At 70.7% G+C, this 4817-nt stretch carries 2 protein-coding genes and 4 pseudogenes; all 6 read left to right on the top strand.

All coding sequences use genetic code 11. The features are described 5' to 3' along the window. Positions 1-598: 598 nt before the first annotated feature. Positions 599-892, top strand: a pseudogene (locus ACDP63_RS21530) (ABC transporter transmembrane domain-containing protein); the annotation flags it as partial. A gap of 298 nt (positions 893-1190) precedes the next feature. Beyond that, a pseudogene (locus tag ACDP63_RS21535) lies at positions 1191-1898 on the top strand (ATP-binding cassette domain-containing protein). Positions 1899-1962: 64 nt separating this feature from the next. Further along, positions 1963-2220, top strand: a complete 258-nt coding sequence (locus ACDP63_RS21540; RefSeq protein ID WP_024845611.1) for a hypothetical protein — start codon at positions 1963-1965, stop codon at positions 2218-2220. 377 nt (positions 2221-2597) lie between these two features. Then, positions 2598-3415: pseudogene (locus ACDP63_RS21545) on the top strand (cytochrome ubiquinol oxidase subunit I); the annotation flags it as partial. A gap of 4 nt (positions 3416-3419) precedes the next feature. Continuing rightward, a pseudogene (gene cydB / locus ACDP63_RS21550) lies at positions 3420-4451 on the top strand (cytochrome d ubiquinol oxidase subunit II); the annotation flags it as partial. 94 nt (positions 4452-4545) lie between these two features. Continuing rightward, entirely contained in the window at positions 4546-4668 is a 123-nt protein-coding gene (cydX, locus tag ACDP63_RS21555; protein WP_074991057.1) for a cytochrome bd-I oxidase subunit CydX, read from the top strand. Positions 4669-4817 lie beyond the last annotated feature (149 nt).

Genomic DNA, 4817 nt, shown 5'->3' on the forward strand with positions numbered 1-4817 from the left:
GAGGTCGGGGCATGGCGCATCGAATACTCCTCCTGCACGCAGATCGCGCGTCGCAATAAAGCATATTCAAGTATGCGAATATATGCAAGGCCGCCGGAGGGGGATGCGTCGTGTTGCCCCGCTGCATCCATGCGCTTCGTCATCCATGCATCCTTCCGAAGATAACGTGTCGCCTGATCCGACGCGAACCACAAAGACATCGCCATGTGCGAATCTGAACGGCCTTTGCGGCATCCGCCCTCGGCCAGCGGCGGGGGCGTCGGCCCTCCTGCCCGGCTTGCCTGCGCCCTGGCGGTGGCGGCCGCGCTTCTGTGGTTGCCCCCAGGCCGGCATCCTGGCCGTCGCGGTGGCCGGGATCGGCGCGGGAACCGGCGCGGCCTCGCTGGCGGGGCCGGCGCTCGGCGTGCTGGCGCTGGGGCGCCTGCGCGCGGGGCTCGAGGCGCTTGGCGGCAGGCTGGCCTGACGCGCGGCGCCGGCCCGGCTGTCGGAGCTGCGCGGCCGGGCGGTGGCGGCGCTTTCGGCGCGCTCGCCGCTCGATGCCGGGCGCATGCCCTCGGGCGAGGCGGCAAGCATCGTCACCGAACAGGCCGAGGCCGTCATGCCCTGGCTGGCGCGGTTTCGGCCCGCGCGGCTGAAGGCGGCGGTGCTGCCCCTGGTCATCCTCTTGGCGATCCTGCCCCTGTCCTGGACGGCGGTACTGGTGCTGCTGGTGGCGCTGCCGGTGTTTTCGGTCTTCATGGTGCTGGTCGGCTGGAAGGCCAAGGCGGCGAGCAAGGCGCAGATGGTCGAGGTCGGCGGCATGAACGCCTTCCTGCTGGACCGGCTCCGCGGCATGGCGACCATCCGCAGCCTGGGCGCCTTCGAGGCGACGGCGCTGCGCGTCAGGGCCGATGCGGAATCGCTGCGCGCGCGGATCATGGCGGTCTTGCGCATCGCCTTCCTGACCTCGGCGGCTGGAGCTTTTCGCGGCGCTCGGCGTGGCGATGGTCGCGGTCTATATCGGTTTTCACCTGCTGGGCGCCCTGCCCTTTGGCGCCTGGGGCGACAAGCTGACGCTGGCCGAGGGCCTGTTCATCCTGCTGCTGGCGCCGGCCTTTTTCGAGCCTTTGCGCGAATTGTCGGCGGCCTGGCACGACAAGGCGGCGGGCGAGGCCGGGATGGCCGCCTTGCAACGGGCGGCCGCGCCGGGGATGGCGCTGCCCGGCGCCGAGGCCGAGGCCGCCGCCCCGCCAACCGCCGCCGCCATGGCGCTGCGCCTCGAGGATCTGCGCTTTCGCCATGCCGGCGCGGCGGAACCCGGCGCCGCGCTCAGCCTGACCGTCGCGCCGGGCGAGCGCGTGGCGCTGGTCGGCCCCAGCGGCTCGGGCAAATCGACGCTGCTTTCGCTGATCGCCGGCCTAGCCGCGCCCGATTCGGGGCGGATCGAGATCGACGGCCGGCTGCTCGACACGTAAGCCGCCGCCGCATTGCGCGCCCGAATGGCCTGGATCGGCCAGGCTCCGCATATCTTCGCCGGCTCGCTGGCGCAGAATGTCACGCTGGGCCGGAGCCTGGACGCCCCCGACAGCCTGCCACAGGCGCTGCACATGGCCCGGCTGGATCAGGTCGCGGCCCGGCGCGGCAGCGCCCCGGTGGGCGAGGGCGGCACCGGCCTGTCCGGCGGACAGGCGCGGCGGCTGGCGCTGGCGCGGGTGGCCGCGACACCGCAGGCCGGGCTGATCCTGGCGGATGAGCCGACCGCACATCTCGACGCTGCCACGGCGGCCGAGATCACCGAGGGGCTGCTGGCGTTGGCCCGGGGACACACGCTGATCGTGGCGACGCATGACCCGGAACTGGCGGCGCGGATGGACCGCATCATCCGGCTGGACGGCATCGGGATGGAGACGGCGGCATGAGGCGGCTGGTCCGAGACATGGCGCCGGTGCTGGCGCTGTTCGCCGCCGAAGGGCGGCGCCGGCTGTGGACGGGGCGGCGCCGGCGGCGGTAACGGTGCTGGCGGGCATCGCGCTTTTGGGCCTGTCGGGCTGGTTCATTACCGCCACCGCCATTGCCGGGCTGACCACGGCCACGGCGCTGGCCTTCGACGTGTTCATGCCCTCCTCGGGTATCCGGCTGCTGGCGCTGGGGCGCACGGCGGCGCGCTATGGCGAGCGGCTGGTGACGCATGACGCGACGCTGGCCGTGCTGGCGGGCCTGCGCGGCTGCTGTTCCGGCTGACCGTGGATATCGACGCGCTCGACGTGCTTTACCTGCGGGTGCTGGCGCCCCCGGCTGCGGCCTTGGCCACGGCGCTGGCGGTGGGGCTGGCCCTGGGGCTGATGCAGCCGCTGTTGGGGCTGGCGGTCTTTGCCTTCCTCGTCGCGGCCGGGATCGGGCTGGTGCTGGCCGCGGGCCATGCGGCCGGGCTGGGGATGCGCCGCCGCGCCCAGATGACCGAGACCCTGCGCGCCCGCACCATCGACCTGATGCAGGGCCAGACCGAACTGGTCATGGCCGCCCGGCTGGGCGCGCAGCGCCGGGCCATCGCCGATGCGGATGCGAGGCTGGCCGCGGCCGAGGACCGGCTGAACCGCATCGACAGCTGGGCGGGCTTCGGCTACCTGGCCTCGGAACACCAGAAGATGAAGCTCGCCGCCATCGAGGGCATGTGGGAAACCCAGCCGGCGCCGGCCTCCTTCACCCTGGTCGGCATCCCCGACATGGAGGAGCGGACCAACCACTACGCCATCCACATTCCCTGGGTGATGGGCCTGATCGGCACCCGCTCGCTGACGCAGGAAATTCCCGGCATCCTGGAGCTGGTGGACAAGGCCGAGGACCGCATCCGCAACGGCATCATCGCCTATGACGCCCTGCAGGACTATCGCGCCGCACCCTCGCGCGATGCGGTGCCGCCCGAATCGGTGCGGGCCTTCGAAGAGCATGGTGACGACATGGGCTATGCGCTGCTGCTGACCAAATATGTCGAGGATCCGCGCGGCGCGACCGAGGAACAGATCGCCCAGGCGGCCTGGGATACCGTGCCGCATGTGCCGACGCTGTTCTGGGCCTTCCGCATCATGGTGGGCATCGGCTTCGTCAACATGGCGCTGATGGCGGCCTTTGTGATGGTTTCGGCCCGCGGCACGATCACGCGCCGGCCCTGCCCTGGATCGCCGCCGAGGCCGGCTGGATCGTGGCCGAGTTCGGCCGCCAGCCCTGGAGCATCGAGGGCGTGTTGCCCACGGTCGCCGCCGCCTCGTCGCTGACGGTGCCGACAGTTCTGTTCACCATCGCCGGCTTCACCCTGCTCTATACGGTGCTGATCGTGATCGAGATGCGCCTGATGCTGGCCGCGATCCGCTAGGGGCCACAGCCCGACCATGGGCCCGAGGCGCCGCTTCCGCCCGCCCGTTTCGTTGCCGCGGAGTAAGACCATGATCCTGCACGAATTGCTGACCTATGAAACCCTGCGCGCGATCTGGTGGGTGCTGCTGATCGGCTTTGCCGCCACCGACGGCTTCGACCTGGGCGTGGGCATGCTCTTGCCCTTCGCCGGCCAGACCGACCCGGAGCGCCGCATCGTCATCAACACCATCGGCCCGGTCTGGGAGGGCAACCAGGTCTGGCTGGTCCTGGGCAGCGGCGCGATCCTTGCCGCCTGGCCGCCGCTTTACGCGGTGTCCTTTTCCGGCTTCTACCTCGCCATGTTCGCGATCCTCGCCGCGCTGATCCTGCGGCCGGTCGGGTTCAAGTATCGCTCGAAACGCGAAAGCGCGCGCTGGCGGCGCAACTGGGACTGGGCGCTGTTCATCGGCGGCTTCGTACCCTCGCTGATATTCGGCGTCGCGGTCGGGAACCTGCTGCTGGGGGTGCCCTTCCGGCTGGGCTCGGACCTGCGCATCTTCTACGACGGCGGCTTCTGCGGGCTGCCGTCGGTGGCGATGCTGGCCATGCATGGCGCGGCCTGGCTGGTGCTGAAGACCTCGGGCCCGGTCGCCGGGCGGGCGCGCCGCTTCGGCCGCTGGGCGGCCATGGCCACCGTGCTGCTTTACGCGGCGGGCGGGCTGGCGCTGTGGCTGTTCGTGGACGGCGATCGCATCGCCGGGGCCGTCGACCCGAACGGGCCGTCGAACCCGCTGGCCAAGACGGTCGAACTCGCGCCCGGCGCCTGGTTTGCCAATTACGCCGCGCATTCCTGGATGCTGGCAGCCCCGGCCTTCGGCTTCCTGGGCGCGCTTGGCGTGCTGTGGTCGCTGAAAACCGGGCGCGAGGTCCGCACGCTTTTGCTGAGCAAGCTGGCGATCTTCGGCATCATCTCCTCGGTGGGGCTGTCGATGTTCCCCTTCATCCTGCCCTCCTCGGTCATGCCGGGGGCGAGCCTCACGGTCTGGGACGCCTCGTCCAGCCACCTGACGCTGTTCATCATGCTGGTCTGCACCGGGATCTTCCTGCCGATCATCGCGACCTACGCCGCCTGGGCCTACAGGGTGCTGTGGGGCAAGGTCGAGGAAAAGGAACATCACCGGGGGCGGCCACGCTTACTGAAAGGACAACAACGCAATGTGGTATTTCGCATGGATCCTGGGCCCGCCGCTGGCCGTCACCTTCGCGGTGCTGAACGCGATGTGGTTCGAGATGATGGAGGACAAGGCCGCCGCCGGGCAGGACAGCGAAAGCGCCTGAACGGGAGATGAGCCTGGCCCGGACGCCGCGGCACGCGCGTCCGGGCCCCTTTCTCCGGGCCCCTTTCTCCGGGCCCCTTTCTCCGGGCCCCTTTCTCCGGGCCCCTTTCTCCGGGCCCCTTTCTCCGGGCCCCTTTCTCCGGGCCCCTT

The sequence above is a fragment of the Paracoccus sp. P2 genome (assembly GCF_046335115.1).
In the GTDB taxonomy this organism is placed as follows: Bacteria; Pseudomonadota; Alphaproteobacteria; order Rhodobacterales; family Rhodobacteraceae; genus Paracoccus; species Paracoccus pantotrophus.

Bases quoted from the DNA above. Each gene is read 5' to 3' on its own strand.
- cydX (WP_074991057.1), top strand. From the start codon at position 4,546: ATGTGGTATTTCGCATGGATCCTGGGCCCGCCGCTGGCCGTCACCTTC.